The sequence below is a fragment of the Bacillus sp. JJ783 genome (genome assembly GCF_036963225.1).
GTDB lineage: Bacteria > Bacillota > Bacilli > Bacillales > Bacillaceae_G > Bacillus_A > Bacillus_A cereus_U.
Genome location: NZ_JBALMG010000099.1, coordinates 25,556 through 41,726 on the forward strand (window position 1 = coordinate 25,556; position 16,171 = coordinate 41,726).

Here is a 16,171-nt window from a genome sequence, read left to right on the forward strand (position 1 = left end):
AAGTTTCACTTTATTAAAAGTTAAGATAGGAGTGAAATGATGTCAAACGTTCTAGAAATTAAAAATTTAAGTAAATCATTTGGAAGCAAAGTTGTTTTAAAAGATGTTACATTCAATGTGCCATCAGGATCAATTGTTGGATTCATTGGTGACAATGGGGCAGGTAAATCAACAACATTTAAAACAGTACTAGAATTAATTTCTAAAGATAGCGGTACAGTAAAAATATTTGGTGAAGAAAATATAAATAAAGATGCCAAGATTAAGGGGAAGATTGGAGTTGTATTTGATGCTATGAATCTACCAGCTCATCTTACAATAAAACAACTAAATAAGGTTTTTGAAAAAATGTTTGAATCTTGGGATAGAGAAAATTTTTACCGATTAGTTCATTCTTTCTCTTTACCTACTAATGAAAAAGTAGGCAGATTTTCCCGTGGGATGTCAATGAAACTATCTATAGCTGTCGCATTGTCGCATAATGCAAAATTATTAATCCTAGATGAAGCGACGGGAGGTCTTGATCCTTCATCTAGAGAGGAGGTGTTAGAGGAATTAAAAAGTTTTGTGAGTAAAAGTAATGGTGGTATATTACTTTCTTCTCATATTATGAGTGATGTAGAAAAAATAGCTAGCCACCTTATCGTTATAAAAGATGGAGAAATTTTATTGAATGAAGAAAAGGATAAGGTTTTGAATAGTTATGCCATTGTAGATGTTAATGAGGAACAACTAAATTTAATCAACAAAGATATAGTTGTGGTGAAAAGGAATCATGGTTCTTATTTCAATGTACTTGTATCAGATGTACATACATTACCAAGTGGGATTGCTCATAGAACCATTTCTATAGAAGAAATAAGTGTTTTATTAACGAGGAGTGAAAAATAAATGAAAGGTTTATTATTGACAAACTATTATCTAGTGTATCGAACTTTCTTTATGTTCATGGGAATAGCGATATTAGGATCGGGATTCGTTTTTTATTTTGGCAATGCTTCAATGTACCGTTTAATTGCTACATTCATTATCTTATTTGCTGCGATTCCTGCACTTGAAGTTATTAAATATGAGAGTAAGTCGGGTTATGAAAAATATGTACTTACTTTACCGGTTACTAGAAATAACATTGTGCAAAGTCACTATCTTTTCTATTTTTTAGTTGTAATTATTGGTACTTTATTATCGTATGGAATATTTTATGTACATGGTTTAGTTTCAGATACACCAATTGATGATGATATATTTAAGAGTGTTTCTTTAGGGACGTTCATAATTCTTAATGCCGGAGCAATAGCCTATCCACTCCTCTATGTTTTTGGAGCAGAAAAATCTGATGCTATTACAATTGGAGGCGCATGCGGGGGACTTGTTACTTATTTTGGATTGCAAAGTGTAATTGGCTATCTAATAGAACAATTTCCAATATCAAATTTAAATTCATCTGTATACGTTTCAATTCTATATACAATATTTGGCGTTATCATATATATCTTTTCTTTTTTTATTTCGGTATTTATATATCGTAAGAAAGAATTTTAGTATATTTTATCTTAGTATTTTCTGAATTATTTCCAAAGAAATAATTCAGAAAATACAGAAAAATATCGTAATTTTTTGTAGAAGTCTGTTATAATGAACAAAATGAAAACGCTTTAAAGGGAGGATGTAAACAATATGATGATGAATGTACCTCTAACGATTAGTTCTATGATGGAAAGGGCAGAAAAACTATTCCCAAAGAAAGAAATCATTTCACGGACACATGATACAGTTACGACATTAACGTATAAGCAGCTAGGGGAAAGGACAAGAAGACTTTCCAGTGCGTTAAAAAAGCTTGGAATTAAAGAAGGCGAGCGCATAGGAACGTTAGCGTGGAATCATCATCGACATGTAGAAGCATATTTTGCTATTCCAGGTATTGCTTCCGTATTACACACAATTAATATTCGTTTATCTCCTCAACATATTTCATACATTATTCAACATGCAGAAGATCGTATTTTACTTATTGATGAAGATCTTGTACCACTCATTGAGAATATCCAGTCTGAATTATCGACTGTACAAGCATACATTATTATGACTGATAAAGAGGAGCTCCCAAAAACTACACTTCAGCCTGTATATCATTATGAGAAACTTTTAGAAGAAGGCGACCCAAATTTCCAATTTGTTAAAGATATTGATGAAAATACACCTGCTGGTATGTGTTATACGTCAGCGACTACAGGGAATCCAAAAGGTGTTGTTTATACACATCGTAGTACAGTGTTGCACTGTATGGCACTCGGATTAGCGGATACGACAGCTTTATCGGAAAGTGATGCAGCAATGGCTATTGTGCCAATGTTTCATGTGAACGCTTGGGGACTTCCTTTTGCAGCTACTTGGTTTGGGTCAAAACAAGTTCTTCCGGGACCGATGTTTACTCCGAAAATTTTATTAGAAATGATTCAAACTGAAAAAGTAACGATAGCTGCGGGTGTGCCGACAATTTGGCTCGGTGTTTTACAAGAGTTAGAAAATAATAGTTATGATTTATCTAGTATAACGAGATTACTATGCGGAGGCGCAGCTGCACCGAAAAGCGTTATTAAAGCGTTTGAGCAAAAATATAATGTTCCTTTCGTACATGCATATGGCATGACTGAAACGAGTCCACTCGTAACGCTTGCACGTCTAAAAAGCTATGAAACAGATTTGGCGTATGAAGAACAACTTGAGATAAGATCGAAGCAAGGATATCTTGTTCCTGGTGTAGAGATGAAAGTAGTCGGTACAAATGGTGAAGTGAAGTGGGATGGTACGGAGATGGGAGAACTATGTTTACGAGCGCCATGGATCGCTGCAAGCTATTATAACGATGAGCGTACGGTGGAAGGGTTCCGTGATGGATGGTTATATACTGGCGATGTCGTTACAGTCGATGAGGAAGGTTGCGTCAAAATTGTTGATCGTACGAAGGATGTTATTAAAAGCGGTGGAGAATGGATTTCCTCCGTTGACCTTGAAAATGCTCTAATGGCACATGACGCTATATTTGAAGCGGCTGTCGTTGCAATTCCACACCCGCAGTGGCAAGAGCGTCCAGTTGCCTGCGTTGTACAAAAGAAAAATAGCACTGTTACAAAAGAGGAACTATATGAATTTTTAAAACCACAGTTTGCGAAGTGGTGGTTACCAGACGATATTGTATTTATGGAGGAAATTCCGAAAACATCTGTTGGGAAGTTTTTAAAACAGGCGCTTAGGAAAGAACTTGAGCATTTGCATAAAGAGAAGTGATTGAATTTATATTTGTAAACTTATGTAGAAATAAGGTTGACAAAGGGTGGATAGAAAGATAATATAACTCCTATAATATGTTACCTAAAATCTAATTTGAGTTTACAAATAGGAGAAGCAAATATGAATACAAAAAACTTAGTTTTCGTCGCTTTATTTAGTTCTATTATGGGAGTGTTAGGGTTAATACCTCCAATTGCTCTTGCTATTACACCAGTTCCGATTACATTACAATCACTTGGTGTTATGCTTGCTGGTGGACTGTTAGGATCACGTCTCGGTGCATTAAGTCAGCTTATTTTCTTACTTATAGTTGGAGTTGGAGCACCATTACTTGCTGGTGGACGCGGGGGTCCAAGTGTATTTGTTGGGCCAAGTGCAGGATATTTACTTGGTTATATCGTTGGAGCGTTTGTCATTGGATATTTAATTGAGCGTTTACGTGAAGTTTCTATTATAAAAGTATTATGCATTAATATAATTGGTGGTATTTTCGTAGTTTATGTATTTGGTATCATTGTCCAAGCTTTCGTAATGGATATTTCCGTATGGGAAACGATGAAAGTAAGTGTCGTATTTTTACCAGGTGATTGCATAAAAGCGATTATAGCAGCAATTCTCGTGACAAGATTACATCGCTCATTGAAACATATTATTACGCCTGCTTTAAAGAATAAAAAAATTACAAATGCAGGATAAGAAAAAGGAGAAACACGTTACTTACGTGTTTCTCTTTATTATTTTGTAAAGAAAGGACGTCACATATGGAGATTACAAAAGAATACAAAAAGTATGCCTCTTTACAACCGAATAAAATAGCGATTAAAGAAAATGATAGAGTGTTAACATATAAAGATTGGTTCGAGTCAGTTTGTAAAGTAGCAAACTGGTTGAATGAAAAAGAATCGAAGAATAAAACAGTAGCAATTGTATTAGAAAATTGTACTGAGTTTTTACAAATATTTGCGGGTTCCGCAATGGCTGGATGGGTTTGTGTGCCGCTAGATATAAAATGGAAACGAGATGAACTTAAAGAAAGAATAGCGATTAGTAAACCGGATATTATTGTGGCGGAGCAGTATAGGCTTAGTGATATATCCTGCGAAGAAGGAAGGGTTATTGAGATTGAAGAATGGAAAGAAATGATTGAGAACTATCTTCCTACATATCATCCTGTAGAAAATGTACAAAACGCTCCTTTTTATATGGGATTTACATCAGGATCGACTGGAAAAGCAAAAGCATTTTTACGTGCTCAACAGTCATGGGTATATAGTTTTAATTGCAATGTACATGATTTTTATATGAAAAATACAGATTCTATTTTAATAGCTGGGACGCTTGTTCATTCTTTATTCTTATATGGAGCAATAAGTGCCTTATATTTAGGACAAACGGTACATATAATGAGAAAGTTTGTACCAGTTCAAGTGCTATCTAGTATAAAGATAGAGAATATTTCTGTAATGTATACAGTCCCTACAATGCTTGAGTCTTTGTATAAAGAAAATAAAGTAATTGAAAGTGAAATGAAAATTATTTCATCAGGAGCGAAATGGGAAGCTGAAGCAAAAGAAAAGATGAAAAATGTGTTTCCTTATGCAAAAAGATATGAGTTTTACGGTGCGTCTGAGCTAAGCTTTGTAACGGCATTGGTTGAAGGAGAGAGTGAAAGAAAACCGAATTCAGTAGGAAAACCTTGTCATAATGTACAAGTTCGAATATGTAATGAAGCAGGAGAAGAAGTGCAGAAAGGCGAGGTAGGAACTGTTTATGTGAAAAGTGATCAGTTTTTTATGGGATACATATTGGATGGGGTTTTAATTCCAGAGTTGACTGTAGATGGTTGGATGACAGTGAGAGATGTAGGTTATCAAGATGAAGAGGGATTTATATACATTGTCGGTAGAGAGAAGAATATGATTATTTTTGGAGGAATCAATATTTTCCCAGAAGAAATAGAAAGTGTATTACAGACACATCCAGCTATTGATGAAATAGTTGTTGTTGGTATAAAAGATAGTTATTGGGGTGAAAAACCTGTCGCTATCGTAAAAGGAAGTGCTACGAAGCAACAATTAAAGAGCTTTTGCCTACAACGATTATCCTCTTTTAAAATACCGAAAGAATGGCATTTTGTAGATGACATCCCTTATACAAGTAGCGGGAAAATAGCTCGTAATGCAGCAAAAAGTATCATTGGAAATCAGGAGAAGATATATGAATAGAGCAGTTATTGTAGAAGCGAAAAGGACACCCATTGGTAAGAAAAATGGGATGTTGAAAGATTATGAAGTTCAGCATTTAGCAGCACCAATTCTTTCGTTTTTAAGTAAAGGAATTGAGAGAGAAATAGATGATGTTATATTAGGGAATGTTGTTGGACCGGGAGGAAATATTGCAAGGCTGTCTACTTTAGAAGCGGGACTCGGTTATCATATTCCTGGTGTAACGATTGACCGGCAATGTGGTGCTGGATTGGAAGCAGTACGTATGGCGTGTCATCTCATTCAAGGGGGAGCAGGTAATTGTTATATCGCCGGGGGAGTAGAGAGTACAAGTACGTCATCTTTTCAAAAGAGAGCGCGGTTTTCACCTGAAATACTTGGAGATCCTGATATGGGAGTAGCGGCTGAATATGTCGCGGAGCGTTATAACATAACGAGGGAAATGCAAGACGAGTACGCTTGTCTTAGTTATAAACGGACCCTGCAAGCGTTAGAAAATGGATATATACAAGATGAAATATTGTCACTTAATGGATTATTAGATGAATCTATAAAGCGAGAAATGAATTATGAAAGAATGATAAAGAGAACGAAACCTGTATTTTTACAAAATGGAACAGTAACAGCAGGGAATTCGTGTGGTGTAAATGACGGGGCATGTGCTGTTCTTGTAATGGAAGAGGGGCAAGCCCGGAAATTAGGATATAAGCCTTTTCTTCGTTTCGTTCGCAGTGCTGTAGTTGGAGTGAATCCAAACCTTCCGGGAACTGGTCCGATATTTGCTGTACAAAAACTACTTAGAGAAATGAATTTAGTGATAGAAGATATTGATTGTATTGAGATGAATGAAGCGTTTGCCGCTAAAGTTGTTGCATGTGCGCAAACGTTACAAATTCCGTATGAAAAGTTAAATGTAAATGGTGGTGCAATAGCGCTTGGTCATCCGTACGGTGCGTCTGGAGCTATGCTTGTAACGCGCTTGTTTTATCAGGCTAAAAGAGAGCATATGAAATATGGAATTGCGACATTAGGAATTGGTGGGGGAATTGGGCTTGCTCTTTTATTTGAAAAAGTAGAAGACTAGCAAGTTAACTAGTTTTCTACTTTTTGAGGAATATATGCATTACTACCAGGTTTTGCTTTTATTTCGTTCCAAGCAGCGATAGCATCTGTTTTTGATTTTCCTTTGTTGCTTGGGTCTTCGAAAAAAGCACGTGTAAAACGATTGTATTCAAACTGTGCGCTGATAGTTGTTTTATAGGAGGGGTCTTTTTTACGTTTGTTTTCTTCATGCCAAAACGTTATCGCGTCTTCATATGTTTTTCCGATATTCTCTTTAAAAAACTTTTGAAGGGCTACTGTAAAGCGGAAGTTTGCTCCAATTTTTTCTTTGAAAAAAGCACGCACATCTTCACTACAACGATGATTTTCGGTAATGATCGTTTGTAAAGAAAGTTCTTTATGGGAAACGGCTGTTTTACTCACTTTTTGATGAAAACTGTTTTGTAATACTTTACCCGTAGTTAAATAATGTGAGATACGCCCGCTTATTTCGATCTTAGAGCCACTAGTTGGTAAATCATGATCACGACAAAATGTTTGCAGTTCTGTTTTTAACCAATAATAGTTTTTGAAATCTTCAAGAGATATAGACTTTGTTAAAGGTGGGCGCATGCATATAACAACTTCTTTCTTCCATAATTTTCTTTAATTATAAAACGTACGTTCTTTTTATGGAAGGATTTATTTGTAAATTTAATAGAAAAAGGGGAGAGATTATGACGAATGTAATGTAAGTTCGGGTTACTGGAATTTTAATTGAAGACGAAAAGGTATTGCTAGTAAAACAAAAAGAGATGCCACCTAGTCAAAAAGCTTCACTAGATGACATCTTCCTCATAAAATAATCTACACAGCTGATTGTAAAGAAGAAACAAGTTGATTTAAAAACTTGTCCCCAGTCATAATCGCTTTCCCGCCACCACGAGCACTCTTTTTATTTCCGCCACCTTTTCCTTCAATTGTAGGAAGGGCATCTTTTAAAAGAGCATTCATATCGAGTGTCACTGCTTTACCACAAGCAAGAATACATTGTAGTTTGTCATCATTTTCAATGACGAAATACGTAATTGCATGCTCTTGTTGTTCTGTAATAATAGCAGAAAGTTTTGCGATTTCTTGCATAGAACGATTTATAAATACTTTAGAAATAAGTGTTCCAGCGTGTATTTCTTCTGGCTGTTGCAATAATTCATTCGCTTCTGCAAATAATAATTTTTCATTCATTGCTTGTACTGCTTTTTCGTTTTCTTTTTGAGAAGTAAGAATCTGTGCTACTTTTGCTGGAATATCAGTTTCGCTACTGTTTAATTGTTTAGAAACATTTTTCATAATTTGTTGCTGTTGTCCCATTAGTTTAAGTGTGCGCCAACCAGCGATAAATGTTAAGCGGATGCCACCTTTATTGCGCTCCCAATTAAGTACTTGAATAGGACCTACTTCACCTGTATGTTTCGGGTGTGTTCCACCACAACCGTTGTAGTCATAGTTTTCGATGATAACAACCCGTATATTTTCTGTCATAGTTGGTTCTTTGCGAAGGGGTAACACTTTGGCCTCTTCTAAGTTCATCCATTCAATACGAATAGGGTGGTTTTCAAAAACAATTTGATTAGCAATTTGTGCGGCCTTCTCAACAGTTTCTGTAGAAAGGTTAGCAGTTTCTAAATCAATTGTTACCGTTTCTTTTCCGAGATGGAACCCAATTGTTGGTATGTCAAAATGGTCCCAAAAAGCAGCAGATAAAACGTGCTGAGCTGTATGTTGCTGCATATGATCAAAACGGCGCTCCCAATCTATTTTACCCTCTACTTCTTCTGTATGTAATTGTTCTATTATGAAATGACGAATTTCTCCATTTACTTCTTCAACGTTACTTACCGGAATACCATTTAAAGTTCCAGTGTCGTGTGGTTGTCCGCCGCCTGTTGGATAAAATGCAGTTTCATTTAAGACAACATATAAGTTTCCTTCTGTATCATGCTCTTGTTTTATAACTTTAGTTGTAAAGGTTTGCTGATAAGCGTCGATGTAATATAATTTTTGCTCCAATTTTCTTTCCCCTTTCGTGTTAGCTAGTTTCATTGTAAAGCAATTGAAATTAGTTTCCTAATATTTCAGAAGAAAGAAACTATTTTTAGAATTTTCTTGCTATAATAAGAAGAAAATGCGGGGGTGGAATGAATATGTTATATGAAAACGGCGTAGATAAACTGCTTAGTTTAAGCAGAAATATTTCCGAATTATATCGAGAACTAAATGAAATGACCCGGATTTTAACGGATTGTAACCGAGAAAGTGTGAAATTTGATCGGTTATATGTAAAGGAGTTACTTTGGAAGAAAGAAGATGTAATAGAAAAATATGAACAACTACTTGTACAACTTTGTATTAATGAATGCTTTGATTTAAAAAGTGTCATTACAGGGGAATATAGGTATACATATGAGGAAGTAGAAAATATAGTTTTACAATTTAATGAAAGATATAATGTTGCGATTTTAATTAAAGATGTTTGTAAGGAATTACAGTTTACATATGGCATTGATATGGACATATCGAGAACAGCTCGGGTGCAAACATCTCAAGTATAAAAAGGAAAAAGAAAGCAGATCCTTTGCTTTCTTTTTTTATGTAGGAAAAGGGAGAGTAGGTTAGAGATGAAGGGGAAGTTACAACAGATTCATCCGCTTGGAATGACAATTATAATAGGGACTCTATTTGCGAGGTTCGCCACTTCAATGAGTATTCCTTTTTTAGCAATTTATTTAACGACTGTTAAAGGTGTGTCAGCTGGAATGACGGGTGCTATTATTGGAACGAGTGCGCTTGTTGGAGTGTTTGCTAGTTTTATTGGGGGCAATTTATCGGATCGATTTGGTCGAAAGGTGATTATAATATGGTCCATGATCGTTTGGGTTTTTGTATTTATAGGGTTTTCAGTTGCAGATCATGTTTTTAGTTTCTTTCTATTAAACGCTTTGAATGGGTTATGTCGGTCTTTTTTTGAACCGACATCAAGAGCTTTATTATCAGATTTAACGAAACCAGAGTATCGTTTACTCGTATATAATTTGCGTTACGGTGCAATAAATGTTGGGGTAGCGATTGGCCCACTTGTCGGATTACAGATCGGAAGTGCAAAATCAACAATCCCTTTTTTAGTAGCAGCTGGAGTATACATTCTATATACAGCTATATTAGCGTTCCAATTTAAGAAGTACCCACTTGAACAAAAGAAAGTAAATACAGATAAGCCTGTTACAATGTTAAATGCAATTCGCATTTTGCGAAAGGATGTAGTATTTCTAGTTGCTTTAGTCGGGATTATTTTGAGTAATAGTGGTTTTTCACATTTAACCACGACAGTATCTCAATATTTTGCAAATGCACATATATTTCAGGATGGAGTGAAGTTGTTCTCATATATGCTAGCTTTAAATGCAATTACGGTAGTAGTTATTCAATACCCTGTTATTCAAATGTGTAAAAAGTATACGCCATTAGCGTCTATTATGGTTGGAACGTTATTTGTGAGCGGGGGATTGTTTGGATTTGGACTAGTAGAATCCATGTTAGGGGCAGCTATTTGTACAATTGTTTTTACATTTGGAGAAGTTTTAATGTTCTCAATGACAGATGTATTTATTGATGAGATCGCTGATTCCAATCTGAAAGGAACATACTTCGGAGCGATGGGGTTTTCAGGAATTGGAGGAGTAATTGGTCCTTGGTTTGGGGGAGTACTTCTCGATTATTACGGGTATCAAAATGGATTTGTAGTATTTGCAGCGCTAGCTATATTTTCAACTGTAGCATTTCCTGTACTTTTAGTTACAAAAGGTTTATTGAACAAAAGATATGATAGAGATTCTAATATTGAAATACAGGTGAAATAAAATAAGCCCCAGCAAGTTACTGGGGCTTATATTTGAATTTATAGTGATCCTTAATTTGAAAAAAGAACTTTGTTTTCATGTTTATTGGCAACTTCGTTTTTGGAAATATGAATGGCTAAATATCCATTCTCTAAGCAGGCTAGCATCTTCTTGTAAATGATATTAGCAGGTAAAGGAATAATCCGCTGTAAAGAAGTATTTTTATGAAGTATGCAAATGTTTAGGCCTGTCTCCATCTTTTCAATGAGTACATTTTGTGCAGTTACATTTGGTACATCTGTTTCAAAAATGTACTCTTGTTCTGTTTCACAAAGATCAATATGAATTTGATTTGGAAAACTAAAATTACTACAAGAATCAGAACAAAATTGATCCATCCATTCTTCGAAACCATCAACATGAAAAAGACAATCCTTCTTTTTCTTGCCCATGTAAGACACCCTCCGTAAAATCTCAATTCATACTATGTTATGCATGAATGAACCAGGGGTGAAGAATACATGGAAAAATATAAACATTGTATGTGACAAAGGTAGCTAGTGTGAATGCTTTGTTTTACATATCATGATGCGCATGATTTTTTTGACGAGAATGGTTACGGTTTTTTACTTTATGAGATCCGCTTAATGGTTCAGGTTGTCCTTTTTTTTCTTTAGATTCACGATTGTTTTTTCCCATTGTATATGACACCTCCTCTTCCTATTTAGAATGAGAGAAGTTTGCGAATTTATACGAGAATGTTTTTTGGAAAATGGGTAAAGATAAGTAGGACTAACTCATATAGGAAGGGGAAAGTGTTATGCCATATCATAAAGATAAGCAACAGGCTTTTCAGGCCGCGCAGCAAGGGGTTGTTCAAGCGGAAAATATATTCAATAATATTGTGAAAAATGACCCGAATTACGGCCATGACTTAAAAGAGTTACGCCAAGAAGTTCAAGAGGCGTACGAACAGATTCAAAATGCACTTGAAGTAGCATCAGAAACGCAGCGTCCACAACTTGAGCAATATGAAAGTAATCTCCAAAATATAATGCAAAACGTTGATGAATTAGAAAAGTGAAAGAAGGTTGTTGTGAATTCAACAACCTCAAAACTTTTAGCGCTAATATGCAGAAACAAAAAATTATTCTATTAATTTTTTCTTTAATTTGTGCAGTACATATATTTCAAGTGGATAAAGTGGAAGCTAAAATGTTGTTACGAAAAGAGTTAGAGCCAACTGGCTATGTAACGTGGGAAGTGCCAAATAATGAAAAGGTTATTGCAATCACATTTGATGATGGACCAGATCCAACATACACACCGCAAATCCTAGATTTATTACATCAATATAAGGCGGAAGCGACTTTTTTTATGATTGGATTTCGAGTTCAGCGTAATCCATATTTAGTAAAGCAAGTGTTGAAAGAAGGACATGAAATTGGAAATCATACGATGAATCATTTGTATGCGAGCAATTCATCAGATGAAAAATTAGAAAATGATATTTTAAATGGAAAGAAATATTTTGAAAAATGGGCGAAAGAACCTTTATTGTTCCGTCCCCCAGGTGGATATATTAATGATGCTGTATTTACTACGGCAAAAAAAGCTGGATATCAAATTGTTCTATGGTCATGGCATCAAGACCCTCGTGATTGGGCGAATCCAGGTACAGAATCCATTGTAAATCATGTTGTGAAAAATGCTAAAAGTGGAGATATTGTACTGTTGCACGATGGAGGAAGTGATCGTAGTCAAACAGTGGCGGCATTAGCGGAAATTTTACCTGAGCTGAAAAAGCAGGGGTATCGATTTGTAACAGTTTCGGAGTTGTTACGTTATAAACATTAGAGAAAATCCCAAAAGGTGCACCTTTTGGGATTTTTCGTTACTGATTCTTTTTTCGTTTCTTATTATTTTGTCGCTCTGCTGGAGTTAAAGGTTCATTTGCGAACTCTTCGTTATAACCAGCTCCTTGTCCTTGTGCGGATGCAGCATTCATTCCTGAAATAATATGATTGGCTTTTCGTTTACCCATTTTTCTCACCTCTATAATGGTTTTTATAGACGAACCATGAGTTGTTCATAGCATATATGAACGTAAAGTAAAACGCTGAAAGAGTGCTTTACTTTATAGTAATAGTATTAATAAAGAGCATGGACACTATTCAAATTTAGAAAGATAAAGAAAACTTATGATAATCCATAAGTTTCTTATTATTTACTTATTTAGAAAGTTGTAATAAAATATTATCGTAAGGTATTGAAAAGTTTGTCTACATTTTATATTCAGACAACTTAGTCACGTTTAACAGGGGGGAAACATAATGGTCAAACATAATCCATTTCAATCACGTGCAACTTTTGAACTAGATGGAAAGACGTATCATTATTATCAATTGAAAGCGCTTGAAAACGCAGGGGTTGGCAACGTATCTCAATTACCATATTCCGTTAAAGTTTTACTTGAATCTGTGCTTCGTCAAGTAGACGGACGCGTAATTACAGAAGAACATGTTACAAATTTAGCGAAATGGGGAACGAAAGATGTTCAAGATATCGATGTTCCGTTTAAACCATCTCGTGTAATCTTACAAGACTTCACAGGTGTTCCAGCTGTTGTAGATTTGGCTTCGCTTCGTAAAGCAATGGCAGATATGGGCGGGGATCCTGATAAAATTAATCCAGAAATTACTGTAGACCTTGTAATTGACCACTCTGTACAGGTTGATAGAGCAGGTACGGCAGACTCGCTTGCATTCAACATGGACTTAGAGTTTAAACGTAATGAAGAACGTTATAAATTTTTAAGCTGGGCACAGAAATCATTTGATAACTACCGTGCAGTTCCACCAGCAACAGGTATTGTACACCAAGTAAACCTTGAATATTTAGCACCGGTTGTTCATGCGGTGAAAAATGCTGAAGGTGACTTAGTTGCATACCCAGATTCATTAGTTGGAACAGACTCACATACAACAATGATTAATGGTATCGGTGTTCTTGGATGGGGCGTTGGTGGTATTGAAGCAGAAGCAGGAATGCTTGGACAGCCTTCATATTTCCCAGTACCTGAAGTAATCGGTGTGAAATTAACTGGTACACTTCCAAGTGGTACAACAGCAACTGATGTTGCATTAAAAGTAACACAAGTGTTACGTCAAAAAGGTGTAGTTGGTAAATTTGTTGAGTTCTTCGGTAGTGGACTAAAGAGCATGCCTTTAGCTGACCGTGCAACAATTTCAAATATGGCACCAGAATACGGTGCCACTTGTGGATTCTTCCCAATCGACGACATTTCATTAGAATACTTACGTTTAACAGGTAGAGATGAAGAGCAAATTCGCGTTGTTGAAGAATATTGTAAAGCAAATGGCTTATTCTATACAGCAGACAGTAAAGATCCAATCTATACTGATCTTGTTGAAATTGATTTAAATGCAATCGAATCTAACCTTTCTGGACCGAAACGTCCGCAAGATTTAATTCCGCTTTCAAATATGAAAGAAGAGTTCCATAAAGCTGTTGTAGCACCAGTTGGAACACAAGGACTTGGATTCAATGAGCAAGAGTTTGATAAAGAAGTGAAAGTTACATTAAAAGATCAAGAAGTAACGATGAAAACAGGCGGAATTGCAATCGCTGCGATTACAAGCTGTACAAATACGTCAAATCCATACGTATTAATTGGAGCAGGTTTAGTTGCGAAGAAAGCAATTGAAAAAGGACTTAAAGTACCTGGTTACGTAAAAACATCATTAGCACCAGGATCTAAAGTTGTTACAGAGTACTTAGATAAGTCTGGTTTAACAACGTATTTAGATCAATTAGGTTTCCAAACAGTTGGTTACGGCTGTACGACTTGTATCGGTAACTCTGGTCCACTAGCAGAGGAATTAGAAGAAGCAATCGCAGCAAATGATTTATTAGTAACATCTGTTTTATCTGGTAACCGTAACTTTGAAGGTCGTATTCACCCACTTGTAAAAGCAAACTACTTAGCATCACCACCACTTGTTGTGGCATATGCACTTGCAGGTACTGTTGATATTGATCTGAAAAATGATGAAATCGGTAAAGATGTAAATGGTAATGCTGTTTACTTCAATGATATTTGGCCATCAGCTAAAGAAATTGAAGATGTAGTTCAAAGTGTTGTTACATCTGAATTGTTCAAAAAAGAATATGCACAAGTGTTTAACAGCAATGAGCGCTGGAATGAAATCCAAACTTCAAATGAAGCTTTATATACTTGGGATAATGATTCAACATACATTCAAAACCCACCGTTCTTCGAAGGATTATCTAAAGAGCCAGGTGAAGTTGAAACATTATCAGGTTTACGCATCGTTGGTAAATTTGGTGATTCTGTAACGACAGACCATATTTCACCAGCAGGTTCAATTGGTAAGCACACGCCAGCAGGACGTTATTTACTAGAAAACGGCGTACAACCAGTTGACTTTAACTCTTACGGTTCTCGTCGTGGTAACCATGAAGTTATGATGCGTGGTACATTCGCAAATATCCGTATTAAAAACCAAATCGCACCAGGAACAGAAGGCGGATATACAACATATTGGCCAACTGGTGAAGTAACATCTATCTATGATGCTGCTATGAAGTATAAAGAAGATGGCACAGGCCTTCTAGTTGTTGCTGGTAAAGACTACGGTATGGGAAGTTCTCGTGACTGGGCTGCGAAAGGTACAAACTTATTAGGTATTAAAGCAGTAATCGCAGAAAGCTTCGAGCGTATTCACCGCAGTAACTTAGTGTTAATGGGTGTATTACCATTACAATTTAAAGATGGCGAAAGCGCTGAAACGTTAGGTCTTGTTGGTAACGAGTCATTTGAAATTCAAATTGACAAAACAGTTAGACCACGCGATCTTGTAAAAGTAGTTGCAATCGATTCAGAAGGAAAAGAGAAGCAATTTGAAGTAGTAGCTCGTTTCGATAGTGAAGTTGAAATTGACTACTATCGTCACGGTGGTATCTTGCAAATGGTTCTTCGTTCGAAAATCGAAGAGTCTAAAGTGTCGAACTAAACGGATTCAACAATATTTGTTGAATGTATATTTTAAAGAGGGATGAGATTTTCTCATCCCTCTTTAGTATGAAAAAATATCGGTATATTTAAAGGCCTCTAAGTGGAAACCTTATTGTCAGTTAATGTGGGATGAATTAAAGCGTTTTGTAAAATTAAGGGAGAATTAAAGTTGCATATCCCCTGTTAATGGTAAAATTAAATGAAAGGAATATTCATGCGATAAGATATTTTTCGAAATGAATAAAAAATCCAACTAATAGTTGCTGCAAAAGAGGTGGAATATGCCAAAAAGATATTGGGGAGTCATAATTACTTACATACTGTTTTACTTGTCCATTTATTTATTCGAACCGATTTTTATAACTTTATTTAATTTAACAACGGAAGCGGCCAATGCCTATGGTAGAATCTTAGGTTGTTTTTTAGCTTTCATAGTAATTTTAATATTGATGAAACCAGATATTGAAAGAGGTTCTTCTGATGCTTATCCGCCCAAAAAAACTGTATTATGGTGTATCTATGGTGTTCTTATTTATTTTTTAGTTCAAGCTATTTATGGATTAATAGCTATTGTTGTATTTAATATGGATCCTAACTCAGAACACTCAGAAATGATAAAATCCAAATTTATATCTTTTCCATTTATAATAGTGAAT

16 protein-coding genes and 2 pseudogenes are annotated in these 16,171 nt (G+C 35.6%); 13 read left to right on the plus strand and 5 right to left on the minus strand.

Annotated elements, in window-relative coordinates; all coding sequences use genetic code 11:
* Positions 1-39: 39 nt before the first annotated feature.
* The 6 genes from V7038_RS20255 to V7038_RS20280 all read left to right on the plus strand — a co-directional run bounded on the left by V7038_RS20255 (position 40) and on the right by V7038_RS20280 (position 6,603).
* On the plus strand, positions 40-891 hold the full coding sequence (locus V7038_RS20255) for an ABC transporter ATP-binding protein (RefSeq protein ID WP_002111155.1): 852 nt from the start codon (positions 40-42) through the stop codon (positions 889-891).
* Positions 892-1,542, plus strand: coding sequence for an ABC-2 transporter permease (locus V7038_RS20260; protein ID WP_002111154.1), 651 nt, complete (start codon positions 892-894; stop codon positions 1,540-1,542).
* Positions 1,543-1,677: 135 nt separating this feature from the next.
* The gene (locus V7038_RS20265) at positions 1,678-3,291 is read left to right on the plus strand and encodes a long-chain fatty acid--CoA ligase (protein WP_002111153.1); all 1,614 of its coding nucleotides are present in this window, start codon (positions 1,678-1,680) and stop codon (positions 3,289-3,291) included.
* 123 nt (positions 3,292-3,414) lie between these two features.
* Positions 3,415-3,990, plus strand: a complete 576-nt coding sequence (locus V7038_RS20270) for a biotin transporter BioY (protein WP_335695564.1) — start codon at positions 3,415-3,417, stop codon at positions 3,988-3,990.
* 65 nt (positions 3,991-4,055) lie between these two features.
* Positions 4,056-5,519: an acyl-CoA synthetase gene (locus V7038_RS20275; RefSeq protein ID WP_070139807.1), complete on the plus strand. Its 1,464-nt coding sequence runs from the start codon at positions 4,056-4,058 to the stop codon at positions 5,517-5,519.
* A complete protein-coding gene (locus tag V7038_RS20280) occupies positions 5,512-6,603 on the plus strand; it encodes an acetyl-CoA C-acyltransferase (RefSeq protein WP_002111150.1) in 1,092 nt (363 codons plus the stop codon). The genes V7038_RS20275 and V7038_RS20280 overlap by 8 nt, the downstream gene beginning before the upstream one ends.
* Before the next feature lie 8 nt (positions 6,604-6,611).
* On the opposite strand, the gene V7038_RS20285 is transcribed toward V7038_RS20280, so the two are convergent.
* Positions 6,612-7,193, minus strand: coding sequence for a DUF6434 domain-containing protein (locus V7038_RS20285; protein WP_070128865.1), 582 nt, complete (start codon positions 7,191-7,193; stop codon positions 6,612-6,614).
* Positions 7,194-7,252: 59 nt separating this feature from the next.
* Here V7038_RS20285 and V7038_RS20290 point away from each other — a divergent pair.
* Positions 7,253-7,372 (plus strand): annotated as a pseudogene (locus V7038_RS20290) (NUDIX hydrolase); the annotation flags it as partial.
* A gap of 55 nt (positions 7,373-7,427) precedes the next feature.
* Here the strand turns inward: V7038_RS20290 and V7038_RS20295 are convergent.
* Positions 7,428-8,630: an alanyl-tRNA editing protein gene (locus V7038_RS20295; protein WP_148662494.1), complete on the minus strand. Its 1,203-nt coding sequence runs from the start codon at positions 8,628-8,630 to the stop codon at positions 7,428-7,430.
* Between the two features lie 134 nt (positions 8,631-8,764).
* On the opposite strand from V7038_RS20295, the gene V7038_RS20300 reads away from it, so the two are divergent.
* Positions 8,765-9,172 carry a hypothetical protein gene (locus V7038_RS20300; RefSeq protein WP_002111146.1) on the plus strand — a complete coding sequence of 136 codons (408 nt, stop codon included), beginning with the start codon at positions 8,765-8,767 and terminating at the stop codon, positions 9,170-9,172.
* Positions 9,173-9,238: 66 nt separating this feature from the next.
* Complete coding sequence (locus tag V7038_RS20305) at positions 9,239-10,477, plus strand: MDR family MFS transporter (RefSeq protein WP_070128863.1); 1,239 nt, start codon at positions 9,239-9,241, stop codon at positions 10,475-10,477.
* A gap of 50 nt (positions 10,478-10,527) precedes the next feature.
* On the opposite strand, the gene V7038_RS20310 is transcribed toward V7038_RS20305, so the two are convergent.
* A complete protein-coding gene (locus tag V7038_RS20310; protein WP_002160918.1) occupies positions 10,528-10,908 on the minus strand; it encodes an Hsp20/alpha crystallin family protein in 381 nt (126 codons plus the stop codon).
* 124 nt (positions 10,909-11,032) lie between these two features.
* Entirely contained in the window at positions 11,033-11,155 is a 123-nt protein-coding gene (locus tag V7038_RS20315; RefSeq protein ID WP_000517651.1) for a small acid-soluble spore protein P, read from the minus strand.
* Between the two features lie 121 nt (positions 11,156-11,276).
* Here V7038_RS20315 and V7038_RS20320 point away from each other — a divergent pair, with 121 nt between their 5' ends.
* Both V7038_RS20320 and pdaB read left to right on the plus strand, forming a co-directional pair.
* Positions 11,277-11,540, plus strand: a complete 264-nt coding sequence (locus tag V7038_RS20320) for a hypothetical protein (protein WP_002111141.1) — start codon at positions 11,277-11,279, stop codon at positions 11,538-11,540.
* 47 nt (positions 11,541-11,587) lie between these two features.
* Positions 11,588-12,313, plus strand: a complete 726-nt coding sequence (pdaB, locus tag V7038_RS20325) for a polysaccharide deacetylase family sporulation protein PdaB (RefSeq protein WP_033711034.1) — start codon at positions 11,588-11,590, stop codon at positions 12,311-12,313.
* Between the two features lie 37 nt (positions 12,314-12,350).
* On the opposite strand, the gene sspO is transcribed toward pdaB, so the two are convergent.
* Positions 12,351-12,500, minus strand: a complete 150-nt coding sequence (gene sspO / locus V7038_RS20330) for an acid-soluble spore protein SspO (RefSeq protein ID WP_002111139.1) — start codon at positions 12,498-12,500, stop codon at positions 12,351-12,353.
* Positions 12,501-12,789: 289 nt separating this feature from the next.
* Here sspO and acnA point away from each other — a divergent pair, with 289 nt between their 5' ends.
* A complete protein-coding gene (acnA, locus tag V7038_RS20335) occupies positions 12,790-15,513 on the plus strand; it encodes an aconitate hydratase AcnA (protein ID WP_070128862.1) in 2,724 nt (907 codons plus the stop codon).
* Between the two features lie 283 nt (positions 15,514-15,796).
* Positions 15,797-16,171, plus strand: a pseudogene (locus tag V7038_RS20340) (CPBP family intramembrane glutamic endopeptidase); the annotation flags it as partial.

What these genes read in the sequence shown, in the direction of transcription:
- V7038_RS20255 (WP_002111155.1), top strand. Translation starts at nt 40, where the DNA reads ATGTCAAACGTTCTAGAAATTAAAAATTTAAGTAAATCATTTGGAAGC.
- V7038_RS20260 (WP_002111154.1), top strand. Translation starts at nt 892, where the DNA reads ATGAAAGGTTTATTATTGACAAACTATTATCTAGTGTATCGAACTTTC.
- V7038_RS20265 (WP_002111153.1), top strand. Translation starts at nt 1,678, where the DNA reads ATGATGATGAATGTACCTCTAACGATTAGTTCTATGATGGAAAGGGCA.
- V7038_RS20270 (WP_335695564.1), top strand. Translation starts at nt 3,415, where the DNA reads ATGAATACAAAAAACTTAGTTTTCGTCGCTTTATTTAGTTCTATTATG.
- V7038_RS20275 (WP_070139807.1), top strand. Translation starts at nt 4,056, where the DNA reads ATGGAGATTACAAAAGAATACAAAAAGTATGCCTCTTTACAACCGAAT.
- V7038_RS20280 (WP_002111150.1), top strand. Translation starts at nt 5,512, where the DNA reads ATGAATAGAGCAGTTATTGTAGAAGCGAAAAGGACACCCATTGGTAAG.
- V7038_RS20285 (WP_070128865.1), bottom strand. Translation starts at nt 7,193, where the DNA reads ATGCGCCCACCTTTAACAAAGTCTATATCTCTTGAAGATTTCAAAAAC.
- V7038_RS20300 (WP_002111146.1), top strand. Translation starts at nt 8,765, where the DNA reads ATGTTATATGAAAACGGCGTAGATAAACTGCTTAGTTTAAGCAGAAAT.
- V7038_RS20305 (WP_070128863.1), top strand. Translation starts at nt 9,239, where the DNA reads ATGAAGGGGAAGTTACAACAGATTCATCCGCTTGGAATGACAATTATA.
- V7038_RS20310 (WP_002160918.1), bottom strand. Translation starts at nt 10,908, where the DNA reads ATGGGCAAGAAAAAGAAGGATTGTCTTTTTCATGTTGATGGTTTCGAA.
- V7038_RS20315 (WP_000517651.1), bottom strand. Translation starts at nt 11,155, where the DNA reads ATGGGAAAAAACAATCGTGAATCTAAAGAAAAAAAAGGACAACCTGAA.
- V7038_RS20320 (WP_002111141.1), top strand. Translation starts at nt 11,277, where the DNA reads ATGCCATATCATAAAGATAAGCAACAGGCTTTTCAGGCCGCGCAGCAA.
- pdaB (WP_033711034.1), top strand. Translation starts at nt 11,588, where the DNA reads ATGCAGAAACAAAAAATTATTCTATTAATTTTTTCTTTAATTTGTGCA.
- sspO (WP_002111139.1), bottom strand. Translation starts at nt 12,500, where the DNA reads ATGGGTAAACGAAAAGCCAATCATATTATTTCAGGAATGAATGCTGCA.
- acnA (WP_070128862.1), top strand. Translation starts at nt 12,790, where the DNA reads ATGGTCAAACATAATCCATTTCAATCACGTGCAACTTTTGAACTAGAT.